The 20,598-nt window shown below is 42.4% G+C and carries 17 protein-coding genes; 10 read left to right on the top strand and 7 right to left on the bottom strand.

What is annotated here, in order from left to right; genetic code table 11:
* Window positions 1–2: 2 nt before the first annotated feature.
* The 3 genes from INQ51_RS10775 to INQ51_RS10765 form a co-directional block, all read right to left on the bottom strand.
* Window positions 3–3,524 (bottom strand): SusC/RagA family TonB-linked outer membrane protein, encoded by a 3,522-nt coding sequence (locus INQ51_RS10775; protein WP_233377980.1) that lies wholly within the window; start codon window positions 3,522–3,524, stop codon window positions 3–5.
* Between the two features lie 183 nt (window positions 3,525–3,707).
* The gene (locus tag INQ51_RS10770; protein ID WP_233377979.1) at window positions 3,708–4,754 is read right to left on the bottom strand and encodes a FecR family protein; all 1,047 of its coding nucleotides are present in this window, start codon (window positions 4,752–4,754) and stop codon (window positions 3,708–3,710) included.
* 226 nt (window positions 4,755–4,980) lie between these two features.
* On the bottom strand, window positions 4,981–5,547 hold the full coding sequence (locus tag INQ51_RS10765; RefSeq protein ID WP_262909900.1) for an RNA polymerase sigma factor: 567 nt from the start codon (window positions 5,545–5,547) through the stop codon (window positions 4,981–4,983).
* A gap of 462 nt (window positions 5,548–6,009) precedes the next feature.
* Here INQ51_RS10765 and INQ51_RS10760 point away from each other — a divergent pair, with 462 nt between their 5' ends.
* Window positions 6,010–6,369, top strand: coding sequence for a twin-arginine translocation signal domain-containing protein (locus INQ51_RS10760; protein WP_233377977.1), 360 nt, complete (start codon window positions 6,010–6,012; stop codon window positions 6,367–6,369).
* Between the two features lie 69 nt (window positions 6,370–6,438).
* Here INQ51_RS10760 and INQ51_RS10755 read toward each other — a convergent pair whose 3' ends face one another.
* Window positions 6,439–7,380 (bottom strand): LysR family transcriptional regulator, encoded by a 942-nt coding sequence (locus tag INQ51_RS10755; protein WP_233377976.1) that lies wholly within the window; start codon window positions 7,378–7,380, stop codon window positions 6,439–6,441.
* A gap of 101 nt (window positions 7,381–7,481) precedes the next feature.
* Between INQ51_RS10755 and INQ51_RS10750 the strand changes: the two genes are divergently transcribed.
* Together INQ51_RS10750 and INQ51_RS10745 are read left to right on the top strand one after the other, a co-directional pair.
* Window positions 7,482–7,928, top strand: a complete 447-nt coding sequence (locus INQ51_RS10750) for a Dps family protein (protein ID WP_233377975.1) — start codon at window positions 7,482–7,484, stop codon at window positions 7,926–7,928.
* Window positions 7,929–8,093: 165 nt separating this feature from the next.
* The gene (locus tag INQ51_RS10745) at window positions 8,094–8,606 is read left to right on the top strand and encodes an aminoacyl-tRNA deacylase (protein ID WP_233377974.1); all 513 of its coding nucleotides are present in this window, start codon (window positions 8,094–8,096) and stop codon (window positions 8,604–8,606) included.
* Between the two features lie 119 nt (window positions 8,607–8,725).
* Here INQ51_RS10745 and INQ51_RS10740 read toward each other — a convergent pair whose 3' ends face one another.
* Window positions 8,726–9,988 carry an Nramp family divalent metal transporter gene (locus INQ51_RS10740; protein ID WP_233377973.1) on the bottom strand — a complete coding sequence of 421 codons (1,263 nt, stop codon included), beginning with the start codon at window positions 9,986–9,988 and terminating at the stop codon, window positions 8,726–8,728.
* A gap of 223 nt (window positions 9,989–10,211) precedes the next feature.
* On the bottom strand, window positions 10,212–11,552 hold the full coding sequence (locus tag INQ51_RS10735) for a Gfo/Idh/MocA family protein (protein WP_233377972.1): 1,341 nt from the start codon (window positions 11,550–11,552) through the stop codon (window positions 10,212–10,214).
* A gap of 214 nt (window positions 11,553–11,766) precedes the next feature.
* Here INQ51_RS10735 and INQ51_RS10730 point away from each other — a divergent pair, with 214 nt between their 5' ends.
* The 7 genes from INQ51_RS10730 (at window position 11,767) to INQ51_RS10700 (ending at window position 18,052) form a co-directional block, all read left to right on the top strand.
* Complete coding sequence (locus tag INQ51_RS10730; RefSeq protein ID WP_233377971.1) at window positions 11,767–12,555, top strand: toxin-antitoxin system YwqK family antitoxin; 789 nt, start codon at window positions 11,767–11,769, stop codon at window positions 12,553–12,555.
* Window positions 12,556–12,605: 50 nt separating this feature from the next.
* Window positions 12,606–14,243, top strand: a complete 1,638-nt coding sequence (locus INQ51_RS10725; RefSeq protein WP_233377970.1) for a S8 family serine peptidase — start codon at window positions 12,606–12,608, stop codon at window positions 14,241–14,243.
* On the top strand, window positions 14,244–15,689 hold the full coding sequence (gene xseA / locus INQ51_RS10720; RefSeq protein ID WP_233377969.1) for an exodeoxyribonuclease VII large subunit: 1,446 nt from the start codon (window positions 14,244–14,246) through the stop codon (window positions 15,687–15,689).
* Window positions 15,679–15,879 (top strand): exodeoxyribonuclease VII small subunit, encoded by a 201-nt coding sequence (xseB, locus tag INQ51_RS10715; RefSeq protein WP_233377968.1) that lies wholly within the window; start codon window positions 15,679–15,681, stop codon window positions 15,877–15,879. The genes xseA and xseB overlap by 11 nt, the downstream gene beginning before the upstream one ends.
* A gap of 12 nt (window positions 15,880–15,891) precedes the next feature.
* On the top strand, window positions 15,892–16,122 hold the full coding sequence (locus INQ51_RS10710; protein ID WP_233377967.1) for a putative signal transducing protein: 231 nt from the start codon (window positions 15,892–15,894) through the stop codon (window positions 16,120–16,122).
* Between the two features lies 1 nt (window position 16,123).
* Window positions 16,124–16,804 carry a deoxyribose-phosphate aldolase gene (deoC, locus tag INQ51_RS10705; RefSeq protein ID WP_233377966.1) on the top strand — a complete coding sequence of 227 codons (681 nt, stop codon included), beginning with the start codon at window positions 16,124–16,126 and terminating at the stop codon, window positions 16,802–16,804.
* Window positions 16,805–17,005: 201 nt separating this feature from the next.
* The gene (locus tag INQ51_RS10700) at window positions 17,006–18,052 is read left to right on the top strand and encodes a hypothetical protein (protein WP_233377965.1); all 1,047 of its coding nucleotides are present in this window, start codon (window positions 17,006–17,008) and stop codon (window positions 18,050–18,052) included.
* Between the two features lie 96 nt (window positions 18,053–18,148).
* Here the strand turns inward: INQ51_RS10700 and INQ51_RS10695 are convergent, their stop codons facing one another.
* On the bottom strand, window positions 18,149–20,593 hold the full coding sequence (locus INQ51_RS10695; protein WP_233377964.1) for a TonB-dependent receptor: 2,445 nt from the start codon (window positions 20,591–20,593) through the stop codon (window positions 18,149–18,151).
* Between the last annotated feature and the right edge of the window lie 5 nt (window positions 20,594–20,598).

The raw sequence follows: 20,598 nt of genomic DNA, 5'->3' as shown, positions 1-20,598 counted from the left end.
GATTAAAAATTAAGTTGAAGCCCTACATTAAAAACTCTTTGTAAAGGATAGGCCAGTCCATTTCCCCCCATTTCAGGATCCCATAATTTAAAGCTTGAAAATGTTAGCAAGTTTGTGCCACTTGCATAAATTCTTGCATTAATCCTTTTTGTTTTAGGGAGAGAGTACCCTAGCTCAACTGATTTTAAACGCAAGTAGCCGATTGTCCGCAACCAGTAGTTACTTTTAACAAAATTATTGTTGTTTCCAAGTGCTGCGGAACCAATATCAGGAGACAAACGGGGCCAACTGGCATAGATATCCCTGTTCGTTTCGGTCCACACACTTTCGGCTATGTAGCTTAGCATAGCCCTGTTCCCTTTTTTCCCTCCGGAATATACTTCAACAAAGGGTGCCATATCTTTTGCATCCAGGAAAAACGAAGCTCTTTCGGAGCCTTGAAAGAACAATGAAAAATCAATGTTCTTGTAACCTATTGATCCTCCGATACCATATTGAATCTCAGGGTTTGCTGAGTATCCCATGGGTACCATATCAAATGAGTTGATAATTCCGTCGCCATTGATATCTCGATACTTAATATCACCTGCCTGATATGCTCCTATGCCACTGGTAACTTGCTGCAAGGGTGAGTTACTTACCTCCTCATCATCGATAAACAAATGTTCAGCAATATATCCCCGCTGTTGCCCAACCTTTTGTCCTACAACAGACAACCAAGGTGCAATTTCGGAGTAGTTCAATTCATCATATTTAGTAATTTTTGATGTTCCGTAGGTAAAGTTTCCTCTAATTATAAACCACAATGAGTTGCTATAAGCTTTATTAAAATCCAGGGTTAAGTCAACTCCTTTTCCAATAGCCTCGCCGTAGTTGGTTCTGATACCGGTAGTTAAACCCATAGTTGAAGGAATATCAGGCCTCAACTGAACGATATTGGTACGTCTTTCGTGATACAATTCTCCAATGAACTTTAGATTATCATCGAATAACCCTAATTCAATTGCCAGGTTGGTTTTATAAGAAACCTCCCATGTAATATCAGGATTGGCATATCTCAAAATATCTATTGTTGGACGGCTGAATGTTTCATACGGATTATTGCCGAACCTGCCAGCAGATGAGCCGTTTAGGTTAATATTTGACGTAAAGAAGAAACGATCGCTGTTGGATACAATAATATCGTTCCCAACCAAACCATAGGTAGCCCTAACTTTAAGACTGGGAACGACTGTTTTAATTCCGGTCCAGAAAGGTTCATTTGATACTTGCCATCCGGCACCTATTGAAGGGAAAAAGCCCCAACGATGCGCCGGATCAAAACGCTCTGAACCGTTTAATCCAAAGTTAAACTCAACGAAATAGGTCTGATCAAAACCATAAGTAAAACGACCTGCAAACGACATATTTCGTGATGGCAATGAAGTGTCCAGGTTTTTAGGGCTTCCATCCATACTTTCTTTAAACGAACCGACTAAAAGTCCTCCCACACTATGTTTATCGGCAAAGTTCCTGTTATACAAAATGGCCCCTTCTCCATAATAACTGGATCTAACAAATTTATCGCCAGCGCTGTAGTCTATAAAATCTGAGCCTTCTTCCGGATTTAATACCGCTAATTCATAAGGGAAGGAGGTATTTTCAGGATCGTAAGTCCCTTTCACATATTGGTAATAAAAAGGTTCGTAACTGCGCTGAATATTAAATCCTGAATAACGTGTAATACTCCCGATAAAACGGGCTTTTAAACCTTTGGTTACCATGTCAAGATTCTGATGCAACTCCAATTGTGCTAAAAAAGTGTTATTTCTCACATCTTCATACCCTTTCATAACATCAGCGTATGGATTGATATATTGATCAGAGCCTAATCCGTACTCATCATCAGAATAATTGCCAAACAACATACGATCAAGATATTGTGTCTCCTTGTCTGGGGCGTATACTGCCGGGAATAATACAGGATTGGCAATCAGTGTTTTTCCGTAGGTATTGGCTCCGCCACTTCCTGATTCCCCGATAGGACCAGTATAGTCTTCAAAACTTCCATTTACCCTAACCTTTGCTTCTAATGATTTGCTTAAATTTAGATTAACGTTCGACCGAACGACGTATGATTTCACTTTAATGTTGGTATTAAATGGATTCACCGGATCGACCTGTAAGATTCCATTGTCTTGTGAAAAAGAACCAGCAATGTAGTACGTTGCAGCTTCGCCACCACCAGTAAGGTTGATATTTGCTCTCTGGTTTACCGAGTAATTTCTCGTTAAAAGGTCCTTCCAGTCAACTGCCGGATAGACGTACGGGTTTCTGTTCGGGACTTTTGTTTGGTCGATTTTACTTTGCGGATAGGTTAATTCGCCATGACGTGTCAAGCTTGCGATATTTGAATACTCCATAAAGGAGACCGGATCAACAATATCTACCTTCGTTGTAGGAGTGGAAACAGAGGACTCAACGCGAACCTGTACATCCACTGCTCCCTTCTTCCCCTCTTTTGTTGTTACCAAAACAACTCCGTTAGCACCTCTAGCCCCATAAAGAGCAGTGGCCGAAGCATCTTTTAAAATGGAGAAACTGGCAATATCATCAGGATTAAGCCTCGATAGATCCCGTGATGTCATTTCAATATTATCAATTAAAATTAATGGCGAAGTCAATCCACTACCAAAGGAAGTAACACTACGTACAAAAAACTGAGCATCCTCTTCACCTGGTGCGCCTGTTGTTTGGTAGGCAATCAAGCCGGCCATTCTACCCGACAGTGCAGTTGTTAAATTACTTGATGGTACCTTTAAATCAGCAGTGTTAACCGTTGTTATGGCTGAAACAACACTTTCTTTGCGTTGCTTCCCGAATGCTACAACAACTGCCTCCTCTATCATTTCGGTTTGTGCTGAAAGCCTTACGTTAACAATTTTTATTTTCCCGACTTCAATTTTTTGTACTTCATAACCGATGAATGAAAAGATTAGTGTATCCCCCTCAGTAACCAACAACTGGTAAATACCATCAACATCAGTAGTAGTACCAAGAGAGGTACCTGCTATTAAAACATTTACTCCTGGTATCGGCTCATCATTGAATGCATCTGTAACCGTTCCGGTAATGCTAATTGTTCTTGGTTGAACAGATATTGCATTCGTTTCAAGTTGGTCATTAGCATCGAATTTCGCTTTGATCGCAATAGTATTATTTAATTGTCGAAAAGCCAGACCTGTTTGATTTGCCACCTCAGATAAGACCTCGAACACTGATCCTTTTGAAATATTAAGTTTTACGTTATAGTCTTTATTGGATATTGCCTGATCTTCAAAAAAGAAACGGTATTCTGTTTGATCCTCTATTTCTGTTATTAACTGATCTAAATCTTTTATTTTCTGTGCAAATGCAACATCCGTGCTCTTTATTCCCTGCCCATAAGTATCGGAGGCAAAGGTCAGGCTGGAGAAAAGCGTCATAATAAGCACAAAACATGTTAAATTCATCAGCACTTTTTTAAGATGATATTTATTCTTCATATTTTTGTTATGGTTTTTACAATTAAAAGTTGTTTAAACAGCTACGTTTGAAGCGGACCTGAGAAATCATCTTCAACGAGTAGCTATAAAATTTAGGCAGAACAGTGACCCATCCCGGTGTTGCTGTTCTTTTTTATTGGTTGCTTCGTATTCTTAATTCATGTGTTTTTTCTTTTTTAGTTCCTAAATAGATTTGCTAAGTGTTATTTCTCTTTCGTTTGTTATTTCGAATTGAATGTGAAGCGAGAACTCAAGGGTTTGTAATATCGTTGTCAGCTTTTCATTAACGTACTCACCACTAACTGTTTTTAATAAGAGTTCGGGATCGTTCACTATTATCTTTACATTGTACCAACGCTCCAGCTGGCTTACCATTTCTGTCACGGGAGTGTGATCAAAATACAGGATACGATTGGTCCATTTAATAATATTTTCAGCCTTTACTTCGCGCTTTATGAGTTTTCCTGTTGATTTCTCGAGGTGAACCTGTTCGTTTGGCGTAATAATATATTCGCCTGCGGGAGAGTTAACTTTAACCTTCCCGGACACGACGGTTACCAATGCGTAATCGTCGTCATCGAACGATTTTATATCAAAAGAAGTTCCCAGTACCGTTACCGTTAGCTGTCCCGATTTTATAATAAACGGTTTATTTTCGTCTCTGGCCACATCGAAAAAAGCCTGCCCGTTTAAACTAAGCTCCCGTGTACTTCCCGGGAATTTTTCGTTAAAGCATATTTTACTTTTCGCATTTAGTTTAACGTTTGAACCATCTGATAAAACAACGTTAGAGAGTTCACCATAGCCGGTGCTTTTTTCAAGCGTGTTTATGATTTCAGCGCTTAAATCCTCTGCTGCTTTCTTTTGATTATTTACTGAATTCCAGTATAGTGTTACCGAAATAACCACAAGAATAACTGCTGCAACTCTCAGCCACGAAGAATGGAGAATATTTGATTTTTTATGAATGGCAAACCGTTCTTTCTGCTTTGCTTTTTTCAGGACATGCTCTGCCTCTTGCAATAACTCTTTTTCGAATTGAAGATGCTGGCCCTCTTTGATTAAATTATCGGCATAAGCATCAAATAAGTGATCAAAGTTTTTATGAGCGTCGTTTTTCCCAAATTCGGCTACAAATTCTTCGTATTCACTTTTGGTCAACTGCTTTTGCAGAAACTTATAAAACAGCTTTATTTTTCGTTTTTCTTCCATTACTATATACTTACACACTATATACTGTATTGGGAGAGCACAGGACTAGTGACAGATCAACTTTTTTTAATTTTTTTGCAGACTGTCAAATCAATGGAAATAATTGTTTACTAAGAATATCCCCCAGTTCATTGACTAAAAGCCTTCTGGGAAATAGTTAATTGTAAGTAACAAGAAAGAATGCCAATTGACAAGAATCAGTGTAGAGTAGGGTGTTAAAATGATCTTAAAGGCGATAGAAGTGTTATCTGAATAACAAAAAAATAGACAAACTAAAGGCGACTTCTCCATGATCACTTAAAAATTCTTTGATGAACTTTAAGGACTCCACCATGTGATTTTTAACTGTGTTTTGGGAAATACCGAGTTCGTATGCAACCTCTGCATGTGTTTTTCCTTTGAGTTTGCTGAGCTCGAAAATTGCCTTTTTACGTGAACTTAACTGGCTAATTGCAGCATCAACTAACCTATTTAGCTCCAGTGAATTCAAAACTTCTTCAGTTTCGTTCCGGGTCTTTTCCAGCAGTAGCCAGTTTTGTTCCAGCATTTCCTTTTTTCGAGATGTTTCTTTGAAGTAATCAAAAACCTTGTTCCGGGCAATGGTCATTAAGTAGGACAAAATCGATTTGTTGGGATCCAGATTTTTACGGTTCAACCAAACTGCAATAAAAACATCCTGAACAATATCGTCAGTTAGATCGGAGTCACTAGTAAAACTGTATACAAACTTACAAACTATAGGTTTGTATTTTACATACAACTCCCTGAAGGCTTCTTCATTTCCCCGAACAATCTGATTTACTATATTCATTACTAATCCCCGATATTTTTATTATCCGGGTTCGAAGCTATGCTTATAAATTAAGACAATTGCTACAAACTTATTAAAATTATATTAAAGGGGAAAGCCCCCAAAGAAAACTTGAGAGGCTATTGAAATAACCAAAGCTAATTCGAGTAGAACTAAAAAGTTTTATTGGGATTTTCTGGTCTCGAAATTTCGGACATTCAGCTAAAGAATAGGCCTCCGTTTATCATACCAAAACTATCCAAAATTAATAGCGATCATTTTCTGTTATTGTAATTAATCCCTTTAAGTTTGAGTATAATTTCAACCATTCTTTGTTCTTATTATGAATGATCTCCAGTCATGTTGTCCATTGAATAATATTCAGTAAGCCTTCTGTCAAGCGACGGAAGGCTTTTTTTTGTTTTTACGGTAAACCTTCTTTCCGGATGGTTGTTTTGAAAACGGATTTAATTAATGCAGAGTATGAACGAATACGAAGAATCAAGAAGGTCTTTTTTGACCAAACTGGGATTGACGATTGGGGCAGGAGCATTGGGAGTTGAAAAGCTCTCTGCAAAAGTAATGAACGACAAGACCGAGTTTCCGCTTACTACCGATCAACAACAGCTGATGGACCGCTACGAGCAGTGGATGGATGAATTTATTCCGGTTATTAAAGCTTTTCGTGCCAATCCGGAAGATTTAGAGGCCAAAAAAGGTATTGCAGAACTTTCGGAAGTAGCCGAAAGCTGGCGCGAACAATTAACTGTTTTTATGAAAGACGATAACTTTGCGCGATATTATATGACTGCCACCGAACGAATGACCAAGGAAATTTATTGATCGTTTTACCGGGGCAATCACATGATTTTTAATTTGCTGGAAGCTTCTTCATTTTTGAGGGAGCTTTTTTTATAACATCGTATCCACAATCCAGCCTTCCGGTTTTTGCTGCATCCGTTTGGGAATGCTTTCGCGAATCACGGTTTGAAGCGCAGCAACCTGGCGCTCACGTGCCGGCTTTTTAACGGTTACCATGCTGATTTCGCGCGCCGGTTCTTCTTTTGTAAGTTCCTTGATCATTTCTTCCTGTTCGGCAGGAATGTTAATGGTGGCCAGCTCGGGGACAAAGGTCACTCCACATTCGTGCTCCACAATTCGCCGGAGCGATTCAATGGAACTACTGCGGTAAACCAGCTGTTGCGCTGCTTTTTTCTGGTAGTTTATTTTACAGATCGAATTCACCTGGTTTTGAAAACAATTGCCTTCTTCGAGGTACCAGATGTCGTTTTTGTCCACTTCGTCCACATCCAGTTTTTCGCTCGAGGCAAGTGGGTGTTTTACTGAAACGTAGGCGTAAAAACGTTCATAGAACAGCGGTTCTGTATGAATGTTGAGCATTGAAACAGGCGTTGAAATAATGCCGCAATCCAGTTTCCCCATTTTTAACTCGTCGACAATTTCCTCGGTCTTTAACTCAAAAACTTCAATTTGAAGCTCGGGGTAACTTGTTTTCAGCTTTTGAGTAAACAGCGGAACCAGGTACGGAGCTACTGTTGGAATAATTCCCACGCGGAGGTTTCCTTTTATTTGTTCTCCCAACTCCAGCGACAAATCTTTCAGGCGTTCAATTTGCTGCAGAATATCCACTGTTTTTTCGTAAAACACGGCACCTTCATCGGTAAGCTTCAAGGGCCGCTTGGTTCTATCTATCAATTTAAAATCGAGCTCTTCTTCCAGTTTCTGAATCTGAAGACTCAGGGCCGGCTGTGTAATTCCCAGGTTTTCGGCAGCGGCTGAGAAACTTCCTGAATTGCATAACTCGCGCAGGTATTCCAGTTGGTTGATGTTCATTTTATAAGTATTACCAATAGAGTCATAAAATTAATAAATATTCCTAATAGTATATTTGTAGTATAAATAATGAACATCAAAAACATAAAATTTTAAATAAAATGAAAGCAAAAAATCAACCCACAGTAGAGAAATTGAACAAGTTATTGGCAGATTACCAGATCTTTTACCAGAACCTGAGAGGACTGCACTGGAATGTGAAAGGCCCGATGTTTTTCCAACTTCACGGAAAATATGAAGAGTTTTACAACGAGTCGGCCGAGATTGTAGATGAGATTGCAGAACGTGTTTTGACACTGGGAGGTCAGCCTTTGCATACTTATGGCGATTACCTTAAAGTGGCAACGCTGGAGCAGGTATCAAATCTTTCGGATGGGAAAAAAGGCGTTGAAACCGTATTGAACAGTTACCGTTTCTTCCTGGAAAGTTTTAACGATATTCTTGCAACAGCAGGTCAGGTCGGCGACGAAGGAACCGTTGGTATGATGAGTGAATGGATTGGCCATACCGAAAAACGTATCTGGATGTTGGAAGCATATCTTGCATAAAGTTTTAATACTACAGAATGAATGAAAAAGTACCTCACCTTTTGGTGGGGTATTTTTTTGTCCATTTCTGAAACTTTCCGGTTTTTGGGAAGTAAAATCTAAACAATTCACAAATAGAATTCAGTTAAAGATAGAAACTCAATTTATCAACTAAAACAAAAGAAAATGCCGGCAAAAAAACTAAAAACTTACCTCGATGATAACCAGGTGAGGTACGTTACAATCAAACATTCCAGTGCTTATACAGCACAGGAAATTGCCGCCAAAACCCACATTTCTGGGAAAGAAGTGGCAAAAACCGTAATGATCAAAGTTGACCGCAACCTCGCCATGTGCGTGTTACCGGCCAGTTATAAGGTTGATTTCGATTTGCTTCAGGAAGTATTTGGAAAAGAGAAGGTGGCACTGGCTACCGAAGAGGAATTCAAGTATTTCTTTCCTGATTGTGAAGTGGGGGCTATGCCGCCGTTTGGAAATCTGTACGATTTGGATGTGTATGTGGCGCAGACTTTGGCTGAAGACGACATGATCGCCTTTAACGCCGGTAATCACACCGAAATGATACAGATGAAATACGAAGATTTCAACCGACTGGTTCAGCCACATGTTTTCCGTTTTTCACAAAAAGAAGTGGCTATTCCGGGAGATCCCAGCGAACGTTGGGGAATGGACTATTAGAAACTGGAGACGACAAAGCGGAGCTTCTTGTTTTTTTATGTTGTAGCAGCTATTTGAATCCAATACTTGGAGAGAGGTTCGATACGAGCGGCAGTAGCAAAGTTATTGCCGGAGGTGGTTTATTGAAACAAGCTGATAAACAAAGCTACGTTGAGTGCTGCCACAATTACGCCTAGCGAGTAAAGCAGGATTTTTGAGTAAGTAGAATTTTTGTATTTGCCCATAACTTTCTCGGAAGAAGTAAGGTACACCTGCAGAAAAATGGTAAACGGCAGCTGAATACTCAGGCACATTTGTGAAATGATCAGTCCGTTAAACGGATTGGAAATGAGAAAAATGATGATCAACGCAGCAATGAGTGAGATTGAAACCCCTAGCCTGGAGTGGTTGTCCTGAATATCATACGGTTCTTTGTACATGCCGGCAAAAATGGTTCCGGCGGCCATGCCCGAGGTGATGGTGGAGGAAACCCCCGAAAACAACAGTGCAACCGCAAAAACAACCGCAGCATGATTGCCCAGCAGAGGAGTCAGCAACGAATTTGCCTGCTCGAGTTCGGTAACCGGAGTTCCTGTTTTAAAAAAGGTGGCCGCTGCCAAAATGATCATGGCGCTGTTGATGGCCCATCCGATTACCATGGAAATAAGCGTGTCGAGGTATTCGTACCTCAGTTGCTTTTTGATGATTTTATCATTCTGAAGATTCCACTGCCGGCTTTGAATAATTTCGGAATGCAGAAACAGGTTATGGGGCATTACCACAGCTCCTAAAACACTCATGATAATCACCATCGAACCGGATGGAAAAGAAGGCGTTACCCAGCCTTTCACTGCTGCATTCCAGTCGATGTTTACCAGCGACAGCTCGTACAAAAACGACAAGCCAATAACCGAAACAAAGGCAATGATCCATTTTTCGATGACCCGGTACGAGTTGGTAAAAAGCATGATCAATACGAAAATGGTAACCAGCAGGGCTCCGGCTCTTACCGGAATGTCAAACAGCAGGTTAACGGCAATAGCGCCTCCCAGTATTTCGGCCAATGATGTGGAAATGGATGCCAGCATGGCCGATGACAAAAGCCAGCGGGCATGTCGTTTTTTTACGTGTATGGCAGCTGCTTCTGAAAGACAAAGCCCGGTAGCGATTCCTAAGTGGGCAACGTTGTGCTGCAGTACGATCAGCATCAGGGTCGAAAGTGTCACCATCCACAACAGGGAATAACCAAAATTAGCCCCTGCAGCGAGGTTGGAAGCCCAGTTTCCAGGATCGATAAACCCAACGGTTACCAGCAATCCGGGGCCAATGAACTTAAATATTTCCCGTCCTCCAAATTTGGCTTTGTATCCTTTGCGGTCAATATTTTTTAAGGCCTCAAACATCTGCTGAAATTAAATTTATAGTTAGCCTATTATAACAATCGTTCGCCCGGATTGATGAAAAGAACGGTATATTTTTTAGGTATTTCTATTGTATGAAAACGTAATGGGCTAACAAGAATGTCCAGATACCCTGTGTTTATTATGAAGGAGGGATTTTTCAGTAAAAAAAGAAGCCGTCCGGTAAATAACCAGACGGCTTTTCAATATAAACTGTATGATTTTATTAAACGAATTCTACAGGTTTACGATTAATCCACTGTCCGCGGGTAAAATCAGGGAAATACTGAGGAGAACTACCTGTTGCAATAGAAGCTTCCGAAAGCGGTGTAACTGCACTCCAGGCAGCCGCATCGTAAACATCCATAACCGGTTGGCGTTGCTCTTTTACGGCATTAATAAACTCGCGGGTAACAAAATAATCGATTCCGCCATGTCCTGCTCCGTTCGCAATTTCACCGTATTTTTTCCACAGCGGGTGGTCGTATTTATCCTGCCACGCCTGGAATTCATCCCAGCTATGCGCCTTGCTTTGTCCTTCAATATGAATGCGGCGATGCCCGTAATCGAAGTCGGTAACTCCGTCGGTTCCTGCCACATGGAAGTTTAATGAATAAGGACGCGGCAAATTGCAATCATGCGTTACAATAATGGTTTCTCCGTTGGTCGTTTTTATGACCGACGTAATAATATCACCTTGCTTCCAAGGAAGTTGGGCATTCGGATGGTCTTTCCCGCCCTTTTCCTCGATATAATCTTTCAGTCCTACTGCTTTGGTTGCTGTAGAAGTTAGATACAGGAAGCGGTTTCCGCGGTTAATGTCTAACATGGCGGCTATCGGTCCCAATCCGTGTGTAGGATACACATCGGCATTACGCGTGAGCGAATGTTGCGTTCTCCAGCGGGCTTCTCCGTGGGCACCTTCGCCAAATTTCAGGTCCTGGTTGAATTTTACATCGAGCAAACTATGGCGGTAACCACAACGTGCATGCACTACTTCTCCGAAAACACCTTGTTTTACCATGTTCATTACTGCCATCGCATCGCGGCGGTAATTCACATTTTCCAGGATCATACAAGGCATTCCTGTTTCTTCTGAAGTGTTTACCAGGTCCCAGCATTCCTCGATGGTATTGGCTGCCGAAACTTCAACGGCTGCATATTTGCCGGCTTTCATGGTGGCCACAGCCATGCGGGTGTGCCACAACCATGGCGTAGAAATGATAACACCGTCGATGTCTTCGCGTTTCAGCATTTCAAGGTAGGCATGTTCACCGTCGGAATATACGGCAGCTTCCGGCTTCCCGAGGTCACTCAATATCTTCTGGGTTTTTTCCACAGCTTCCGGATCGATATCGCAGAAAGCAGTTACTTTCACACCTTCGGTACTAGCCGCCCGTTTCAGATGGCCACGTCCGCGTCCGCCAACTCCGATAAAGGCAATGTTTACTTCCCCGTTTTTACTTTTTTTTGACAGGCCAGCCTTGGCAATGTAAGGTGCTGCAAACAATCCGGCCCCGGCAGCGGTGGTCGTTTTTAAAAACGATCTTCGGTTTGATATTGTCATTTCTTATATGATTTTAGTTAAGTATGCTAAAATATCATTTTAGTGAATGATTTGCTTGTAATTTTTGTGAAAATAAAAGAAGACTTTGAAAAAATATTAAAATCTTAACAAGAATTCACACATTTGGAGGTCAGTATTTGTGTTTCCAGAGAGAAACGCATGCTGTCTCAATAGATAAAATATTTCTCTAATTTTGCGTTTTAATAAAAAAGCTATGTACAAACTACTCGTCCTCTTTATCTTTTTGCCGTTCCTGTCGTTTTCGCAAATCAATCAAACCGATGCCAACGGATTGCGGCAAGGTTTGTGGAAGAAAACGCAGCCCAATGGCAGGCCTGTTTACGAAGGATCTTTTAAAGATGGCAAACCGGTGGGAGAGTGGAAACGCTATCATCCGGGAGGACAAGTAAAGGCTTTAATCGAATACCGGGGCGATACTGCACATACACAACTGTTTGATGTTTGGCGCAAGAAGCTGGCAGAAGGTGACTTTCTTAATGAAAAAAAGACCGGGGTTTGGTCGGTTTTTAAAGAAAACCAAAAAGTGGCCGATGAAGAATACCGGAACGGAGTAAAGGACGGTGTTTCGCATCGTTACTACGATACCGGTGAAGTTATGGAAGAAAGTCACTGGAAAAATGATGTACAGGAAGGTGATTACCAGGTGTTTTTTAAAACAGGCGAACCTTACATGCAATGTAAAATGCAAAACAACATGCGCAACGGCCTGTTTTTGGTGTATTTCGAAAATGGACAACAGGAAGTGGTGGGTGCCTATAAAAACAATCTTCGCCACAGTGAGTGGAAATATTACGATGAAGACGGAAAATACCAGTATTCACTTTTTTATAACGAAGGTCAAATCCTGAATCCGCAGGTTCGCGACAGTATCGATAGCCTGCAAATGAAAGAACTGGAAAAGAATAAAGGCCATTTACTGGATCCGGAGAAATTCATGCAAGATCCCTCGGAGTATATGATGCAGAATAAGATGTTGAGGTAAACCCTGTCCATATTTTCATTAAATTGGCGGTAGAATTTGAAATACGCTAAATGACTCGATACATTATACTCCTGATTTTTTCACTGACAATTTGTACGCATACATTCGGGCAAAATTTTTACTGGGTAGCTTTTACTGATAAAAAGGGCACGGAATATTCTTTGTCTTCGCCGGAAGCTTACCTTTCGGAAAGGGCGATTCAACGCCGTATTCAACAAAATATTCCGATTGACTCCGTGGATCTGCCGATAAATAAGACGTATATCGACTCGGTTCTTACCCTTGATGTCGTTTATGTTCATTCATCGAAATGGTTAAACGGAATGACCGTAAAAACCGAAATGGACCAGTTGGACACCTTGTTGTTGCCCTGGAGTTTTATTTCCGAAGTTCAAAAAACAAAACCCGGACAACCCACGAAAAGCGCTACAATTAAGTTTGCTGAAGAAATGGTTTCCGAAGCCGATCCAATTGATACATCAGTTTACGGAGCATCGGTTTACCAGGTGGGAATGCTGGAAGGCCAGTTTCTTCATAACCAGGGTTACAAAGGAGAAGGAATTCAAATAGCTGTGCTTGATGCCGGTTTTTTGAAGGCAAACGATCTGCCGGCTTTCGACAGCCTCTGGACCAATAACCAGGTTTTGGGAACCAGGGATTTTGTTGATCCGCAAAGCGATTTTTACAATACGGATTCACATGGAATGTATGTTTTATCGTGTATGGGCGGAAACTATCCCGGCAAATTGATCGGAACAGCACCTGAGGCATCTTATTGGTTGTTGCGTTCCGAAGATAATAACAGCGAATACATTCTGGAAGAAGATAACTGGGTTGCGGCAGCCGAATTTGCAGATAGCGTGGGAGCCGATATTATCAACTCTTCGCTGGGATACTGCACGTTTGACGATCCGCAGACCAATCATATTTATGCCGACATGGACGGTAAAACAACCCGCGTTACAAAAGCGGCCAATGTTGCAGCTTCGAGAGGGATGCTTGTGTTCTCAAGTGCGGGAAATGAGCGAGACAAAAGTTGGTTTCGTATCATTGCGCCTTCGGATGGCACTGGGGTGATCGGAGTGGGAGCGGTTGATAGAAATCTATATCCGGCTTCTTTTTCTTCGGCAGGGCCCGCAGCTGATGGTGCCATAAAACCCAACCTGGCTGCTTTGGGATACCGGTCGATTGTACAGCTTTCGAACGGAGCGATTGGCCAAAATAACGGAACATCATTTTCATCTCCCATTTTGGCGGGAATGGCGGCATGTTTGTGGCAACGACACCCGGACAAATCTGCCATCGAGATCAAAGATGCGTTGGAAAAATCCGGAAGTAAATACCTTTCGCCCGATTCACTGGTTGGCTATGGCATTCCAAATATGCGTACCGCTTCGGTCCTTCTGGACCCTTTGTCGGCAAATATTATTGAAACAAATACCCGCTGGAAGGTGTTTCCCAATCCGGTGTCAGATTACCTGGTATTGGAAAATAATGAGATGTTCTCCTCAAGCGAAGTTCAGCTTGATTTATTTACCATCGATGGCCGGTTGAAAGAACAATGGGTGTATCAGGGAACGCAAAGAATCGTAGTAAACAATTGGGCCGCCATTGAAAACGGCTTGTATATTTTAAGAATCAGGACTGCGACCGAAACAGAAACGTTGAAGGTCAACAAAATAAGATAGATGAACCAGAAGCTCACGTTAACAGAACTAAATGAACGTATCAAGGATGCCTTGCTCAGTGCATTTCCCGGAACGGTTTGGGTAGTGGCCGAGGTGAGTGAGCTAAAGGAAAACCGCAGCGGGCATTGTTACCTGGAGCTGGTTGAAAAAGAGGGAAACACCATTACGGCACGTTCAAGGGCCACTATTTGGTCGTACACTTACCGCATGTTAAAGCCTTATTTTGAAACCACTACCGGACAGCTTTTTACCCACGGGATAAAAATTCTGGTGCAGGCAACGGTGGAATACCATCCGGCCTATGGTTTGAGCCTGAACATCCGCGATATTGATCCTACCTACACGGTTGGCGACATGGCCCTGCAGCGAAAACAGATCATCGAACGCTTGCAGCAGGAAGGTGTTTTTGAGATGAACAAGGAACTGGAATTGCCGCTGGTTCCTCAGAAAATTGCGGTAATTTCTTCGGCAACAGCCGCGGGTTACCAGGATTTTATGAATCAGCTCGAAAGCAATGAGTACGGTTTCCGTTTTTACACGCATTTGTTCGAGGCTTATATGCAGGGAGCAGAAGCAGTACCTTCGATCATTCGCGCTTTGGAGCGGATTTTTCAATACGATGACTTTTTTGATGCGGTTGTCATTATTCGCGGAGGAGGTGCCACTGCCGACTTAAGTAGTTTTGATAATTACGACCTGGCCATAAACATTACGCAGTTTCCATTGCCGGTAATTACCGGGATCGGTCATGAAAAAGACGATACGATCATCGACCTGGTGGCGCATACCCGTTTGAAAACCCCGACAGCAGTGGCTGAGTTTCTGGTAAACGGGGTGGAACGTTTTTACGAACGGCTGCTGGAGTTGGAAAATTCCATTGTTCAGCTAAGCCGGGAAACCTTGCAGTTTCAAAAAGAAAGACTGGAAGACCTGGCTGAAAATCTAAGCGATACTATTTCTGAATTTATCCGGGATAAACAAAACAGTCTAAACCGAACAGGAAGCCGTTTACAGCAGGGAGTAAGCTCCTTTTCTTTTGGCAAACAGCGGGAGCTGATCGGTCAAAAACATCAGCTGAATAAAGTGTTGTCGGTTTGGTCGGTGGAGGCCCGAAACAAGCTCAGCCGTAACCATCGCATTTTAAGAAGAGTAGCCGGAGAGTCGTTGTTGAAACAACAGGCTTTGTTGGACCGGGTGCAGCGAAAAGTAGGAACAGAAGCCAGAAAACGACTTTTGAAAGAGGCAGACCGGATGCGTTTGAATGAAAATACAGTACGTTTATTAACCCCCGAGAATGTGCTGAAGAGAGGATTTACACTAACTTTGAAAGAAGGGAAAATCATCAAATCGGCCAAAGGACTGAAGGTGGGAGAAGAACTGGAAACCCGCTTTGCCGATGGTCATGTAAAAAGTAAAATCACAAATCAAACAGATAATGGTAAGTAAAAAAATATCGTACAACGAAGCGATGGCCGAAATCGAAGAGATTCTCGAGAAAATCGAGAACGAAGAACTGGATGTGGATGAACTGGCCGAAAAGGTGAAGCGCGTTTCCAGCCTGCTAAAAACCTGCAAAGACAAGCTAACGCAGACCAACGAGCAGGTGGAGCAGATTCTGAAAGAAATGGAAGACTAAAAAACTATGAATATGAACACACAAGATGAAATTGTAAAAGTATATACCGGAGGCGAACTGATAATCAACAGGATTAAACAGGAATTGGAGTCGCGCGGTATTTTTTGCCTGATCAAGGATGGTTACGGTCAGGGAATTCAGGCAGGTTTTGTTGGTGGAGTCCAGTCTGCCATTGAGTTGTATGTGCGTCAGGAAGATTTGAACGTGGCCATTGAAACAATAGAAGTAATTACAGAAGCATAATATGTATACAATAGAACAGGTTGCAAAAACCATCGATCATGCGGTGTTAAAGCCCGATCAAACGTTGGCCGATTTGGAAGCCAATGCAAAAATGTGTGCGAAATACGGCGTTTTCAGTATGTGTGTAAAGCCGTGTGATATAATAGCTGCAAAAGAATTACTGAAAGACAGCGGAGTTAAAGTTTCGTGTGTACTGAGTTTTCCGCACGGGGCCGATGCCACACTGGTAAAAGCTTTTCAGGCCAAACAGGCCATTGACGACGGTGTGGATGAAATAGACATGGTGATGAACATCGGGCGTTTTCTTTCGGGTGAATACGAATACGTTTTACAGGATATTAAAGCCGTGGTAGAAGTGGCACATCAGCAGGGGATTTTGGTAAAAGTGATCCAGGAAAGTGGTTTTCTTTCTCCGGAACAAATTGCGAAAGCGTGTGAGTTATCGTATGAAGCTGGTGCCGATTATGTAAAAACTTCCACTGGTTTTGGACCGGGCGGTGCAAAATCCGAACACATTGATGTGATGGTAAAAACCGTTGGCGCTAAAATGAAAGTCAAAGCATCGGGAGGAATTCGCAGTTGGGAAGATGCTGTTTCATTTTTAGACCAGGGAGCTGACCGGCTGGGAATAGGATCAACCGAAGCTGTGCTGAAAGGCGGTGTGGCCGATGGGGACTACTAGAAAACAGCCTCATTTTTTTTCGCGAAAAAAACAGCCATATTTGTGCTTCGTTTAACTGAAATGTTGTGGAAGGAACTCGGTTTCTTTTCTGCATTTTGTGATTGACAGGGATTGAGAATGTATTTTTTAGACGGAGACAGAATTTATATTAAACCCGAACGTGCGTGTTCTCCACTTGAGGAACAAGTGGAGAGCTGTTGCATGAAGTTGCTAAAAATCAATTCGGGGAAGCGTATTTTTAAGCTCAACTTTTTTGTTGATACCGAATCGGATGAGGCTTATGCCGCACTTCGACGCCAAGTGAAAAAGCGTGTTGCCGAATTATTCTCCGAAAACATCCTTCTGTCGTTTATTGCGCAACCCCCGCTTACCTGCAAAATCATTGTTGAAGCTTTTTATTACGATCCGGCAGTGTGGCAAATGCAGTCGGTTTCGGAAGGAGAAAACGGAACGGCCATTTTTCGGAATCAAAATGCCTGGATAGTAGTGGGGAACGTTCGTTCCAATCAGAATATTTCCTGCCGGGGCAATTCTGAAAAAGCGTTTGAAACGCTGAGCGATGTTCTTGAAAAAGCCGGTTTTAGCCTTGAAAACATTGTCAGGCAGTGGAATTACCTTGAAAACATTTTGGGCTTCGACGAAAAAGAGCAACGTTACCAGGCTTTTAACGATGTGCGCTCGCAGTATTACGGATCAGTTTTCGAAAACAACGGATACCCGGCAGCTACCGGAATTGGCATGAACAGGGGAGGTGTGATCATTGAATTTGTGGCTGTTAAAGGGGACGGGGTAATAACATCTCCGGTTGATAACCCTGAACAGATTTCGGCACATTCGTACAGCGAAAAAGTATTGGTGGGCGAGGAGTGTCTCGCAAAAACCACCCCCAAGTTTGAACGGGCGCGGTACTTCAGTTACAGTGGTAAAAAACAGATTTTTATTTCAGGAACCGCTTCCATTACAGGCGAAAATACGGTAGGTGTTGGCGATCCTGTGCTTCAAACCGAAGTTACCATTCAAAATATACAGCGTTTGTATTCCGGTGAAGTTCTTCAGAAACTAGCTGATGAAAGGCTGGAACCCAAATACGGACACGCTCGGGTTTATGTAAAGAACCGGAAGGATTTTCATGCTATCCGGAGAACATTTAAAAAGCATTTTGGAAACTTGCCGGTGGTTTATATCATTGCCGACATTTGCCGCGATAATTTGCTGGTGGAGATTGAAGGAAAAGTGATTCTGGAATGACCCGGATGCGAAGCTCTGTGGCTTCTCTGTGAACTCTGTGGTAAAATAGAAACGCAAAGTATCACAAAGAAGGCACAAAGTATCACAAAGGAATTGCTAAAATTTAAAGTCTACGCCAAACATAAAATGTGTCCCGGCCTGCGGAAAATAACCATCTTGTTTATAGCGTTCGCCACCAAGAAAATAGGAGTAAACCCAAGCATTCGATTCATATTTTTCGTTGAACAGGTTGTTCACCATGCAATGCAAAACAATCTCGTCGAAAAAACCTGTTGTTAAACGGTAATCAATTTTCAGGTTGTTTACAAAATAGGCATCCAACACTCTGTCGTTGTTCGAAGTGTTATCGATGTATTGTTTGCCAACATAATTCGAAAGCAGGCTAAACGACAGGTTCTTTGCCGGTGTAAACAAAATCTGGCTGTTACCGGTAAAGTTGGGTGAAAAGGCCAGGTCTGTAGTTCCAAGGTCAAATGCTTGTTGTTCGCCGGTGTCCCAATCGTCAACAAATTCTGTAAAATCTTTTATTTTGTTTTTGCTGAAGGTTGCATTGGCGTTCCATTGCAGGGTACGCAAGATTTTCCAGCCTGCCTGTAATTCCAGCCCGGCGCGGTAGCTTTTGTCAACGTTTAGCATAATTACGCCACCTACATCGTTTATTTCTCCGGTTAAAACCAATTGGTCTTTGTAATTCATGTAGTACAAGTTGGCTCCGGCTGTAAAGTTCGACGACTGATAGTTGTACCCGATTTCCCAGTCGTGCAGCGTTTCGTGTACCGGTTGTTTTCCGTTCGGGTCGGCATCCACAAAGTTGTCGCGGTTGGGTTCGCGGTTGGCTACTGCAAACGATGCATACAGTTTCTGATTGTCGGCAGGCTGATAGAATATTCCCAGTTTCGGATTAAAAAAGTTGTAATCATGCTCCTGGCTAATGTCTCTCAAATCGTCATGAATTCCCGTAATTTTATAGTTGATATTGCGGTATTGCAGATCCGTGTAAACATTTAATTTTTTCGCCAGTTGATAGCTGAATTTTGCATAAATATTGAAATCCTTTTTCAAGCCGTTTCCACGGTACCACTCGTAATTGGGGGCAACGTTGCCTAAATACTGTGCCCAGATTACATTTCCGAAGTGATCGCCGTCGTATGTATTCCAACCGCCGCCTAAAGTAAAGTCAACCCGGTCTTTTTTATGGTTTAAAGCGAAAACACCTCCGTAAAAGTCATTGTCGAGCCATTTCCGGTTCACCAAATCCGACGATTTAATTGTATCGTTTCCAACAACCGGATACTGGATATTATACTTTTCCTTTAAATCCTGATCAGCCTTGTAGTTCTCGTAGTAGCCACGTCCTCGGCGGTAATGAAGTCCTGTGTTCAGGTGCAGGAATTCGTTAAACTGGTGCGAAAAATGCAGGTGATAATAATCCTGCTGATAGTGGTCTATCTGGTTATCGTACGTGTAATAATTGTAGGTGCGGCTATCCGAGTTAATCATGTGCTGAGTTTCCTCGTGTGTATAAAGCCAATTGTCTTCGTATTGCTGCATTCCTGCTATGTCGTTATTTAAACGCACTGACGGAACGCCCCACCACGACTGGTACGTTTCTTCGAGGCCCGAGAAAACATTGATTTTCAGCACTGACTTTTTTGTGTAATAACCACCCGAAAGAAAGAATGATTTCAGGTCGGAAGAAGCCCGGTCAATAAAGCCGTCTGATTTTACTTTGCTGAGACGAACATCAAAGGTAAACTTACCATCAAGCAAACCGGTTCCGGCCGAAACAGTGTTTTTAAAAGTATTAAAAGATCCAACTGAAGTCCGGTATTCCGCAGAAGGTTCCTTGTTGAGGGTGTTGGTTTGCAGGTCGATAGAGCCTCCAAAAGCAGCGGCTCCGTTTGCCGAAGTTCCAACACCGCGCTGAACCTGCACGTTTTCAAGCGATGAGGCCAGATCCGGAATGTCAACAAACCATGTTCCGTGTGATTCCGATTCTGAAATCGGGATTCCGTCAATGGTAACGTTGATGCGGTTCAAATCGGTTCCGCGGATACGGAAATTGGTGTAACCCACTCCGGCGCCCGCATCAGAAGTTGCCACAAACGATGGTGTGAGTTGCAGCAAATAGGGAATGTCCTGCCCGAGGTTTTGGCTTTCCAGCTGCTCTTTTGATACATTGCTGTAAGCTACCGGAGTTTTGACCCCTGCACGGGTTGCCGAAACCAGCACTTCGTCGGTTAAAACACTTCCCGGCGCCAGGTTCACTTCAATTTTCTTGTTGGTTTGAAGACTTACTTCCACTTCTTTTGTCTCAAAACCAATAAAAGAAACTTTGAGGGTGTAGTCGCCGGTTTTCAGGTTTTTCATCTCAAAACTACCGCTTCCATCCGTTGAAACACCGTAGAAAGTATTGTCGATAACAATGCTGGCGCCGGCCAGCGGTTCTCCATCGCCCAATACAACACCACTCAGTTTTACCTGAGCAAACGACACAACTGCCAATACCTGTAACAGCAGTAAAAAACTAAACTTTTTCATTTTGT

The organism is Maribellus sp. CM-23 (assembly GCF_021354595.1).
GTDB lineage: Bacteria > Bacteroidota > Bacteroidia > Bacteroidales > Prolixibacteraceae > Draconibacterium.
The sequence above is the reverse complement of the archived record's forward strand: the minus strand, read 5'-3'. Positions and strand labels throughout refer to the sequence as shown.

Coding starts and splice junctions, on each gene's coding strand:
- INQ51_RS10755 (WP_233377976.1), bottom strand. CDS start 7,380: ATGAACATCAACCAACTGGAATACCTGCGCGAGTTATGCAATTCAGGA.
- deoC (WP_233377966.1), top strand. CDS start 16,124: ATGTATACAATAGAACAGGTTGCAAAAACCATCGATCATGCGGTGTTA.
- INQ51_RS10760 (WP_233377977.1), top strand. CDS start 6,010: ATGAACGAATACGAAGAATCAAGAAGGTCTTTTTTGACCAAACTGGGA.
- INQ51_RS10765 (WP_262909900.1), bottom strand. CDS start 5,547: ATGAATATAGTAAATCAGATTGTTCGGGGAAATGAAGAAGCCTTCAGG.
- INQ51_RS10725 (WP_233377970.1), top strand. CDS start 12,606: ATGACTCGATACATTATACTCCTGATTTTTTCACTGACAATTTGTACG.
- INQ51_RS10745 (WP_233377974.1), top strand. CDS start 8,094: ATGCCGGCAAAAAAACTAAAAACTTACCTCGATGATAACCAGGTGAGG.
- INQ51_RS10700 (WP_233377965.1), top strand. CDS start 17,006: ATGAAGTTGCTAAAAATCAATTCGGGGAAGCGTATTTTTAAGCTCAAC.
- INQ51_RS10695 (WP_233377964.1), bottom strand. CDS start 20,593: ATGAAAAAGTTTAGTTTTTTACTGCTGTTACAGGTATTGGCAGTTGTG.
- INQ51_RS10730 (WP_233377971.1), top strand. CDS start 11,767: ATGTACAAACTACTCGTCCTCTTTATCTTTTTGCCGTTCCTGTCGTTT.
- INQ51_RS10775 (WP_233377980.1), bottom strand. CDS start 3,524: ATGAAGAATAAATATCATCTTAAAAAAGTGCTGATGAATTTAACATGT.
- INQ51_RS10710 (WP_233377967.1), top strand. CDS start 15,892: ATGAACACACAAGATGAAATTGTAAAAGTATATACCGGAGGCGAACTG.
- xseB (WP_233377968.1), top strand. CDS start 15,679: ATGGTAAGTAAAAAAATATCGTACAACGAAGCGATGGCCGAAATCGAA.
- INQ51_RS10750 (WP_233377975.1), top strand. CDS start 7,482: ATGAAAGCAAAAAATCAACCCACAGTAGAGAAATTGAACAAGTTATTG.
- INQ51_RS10740 (WP_233377973.1), bottom strand. CDS start 9,988: ATGTTTGAGGCCTTAAAAAATATTGACCGCAAAGGATACAAAGCCAAA.
- xseA (WP_233377969.1), top strand. CDS start 14,244: ATGAACCAGAAGCTCACGTTAACAGAACTAAATGAACGTATCAAGGAT.
- INQ51_RS10735 (WP_233377972.1), bottom strand. CDS start 11,552: ATGACAATATCAAACCGAAGATCGTTTTTAAAAACGACCACCGCTGCC.